This is a genomic window from Phocaeicola sp. RTP21198st1_B8_RTP21198_201120 (assembly GCF_040929485.1).
Lineage (GTDB): Bacteria > Bacteroidota > Bacteroidia > Bacteroidales > Bacteroidaceae > Phocaeicola > Phocaeicola dorei.
In genome coordinates this window covers 803-1,034 of the sequence record NZ_JBCOCI010000559.1, presented here as the reverse complement: position 1 = coordinate 1,034, position 232 = coordinate 803, and the positions used below count along the sequence as shown (strand labels likewise).

The following is a 232-nucleotide window of genomic DNA, read 5'->3' as shown; positions in this document are numbered from 1 at the left end:
GAAGAACGGAGGTTGCAGGATAGCTGCCGGGAAGCAGATTTCATTGGTAGTCGGGTTATAATAAGCGTTCACTGTTTGAGGAGTCATCAACCATTCATCCTTGTCTACCGGTTTGCCGGCTTTGGCAATCATTTCGTTGTAATCCCATTCGTTGGCACGCTCGATATTTGCCCAGTAAGAATCATCTTTGATCTCCAGTGCAGAATAATCTTTCCATTTATCAGGATAACCT

General features: G+C 44.4%; 1 protein-coding gene. It reads right to left on the bottom strand.

Annotated elements, in window-relative coordinates; genetic code table 11:
• Positions 1-232, bottom strand: a 232-nt coding sequence (locus AB5935_RS28090; RefSeq protein WP_368328113.1) for a M13-type metalloendopeptidase, incomplete at both ends; no start/stop codon positions are given.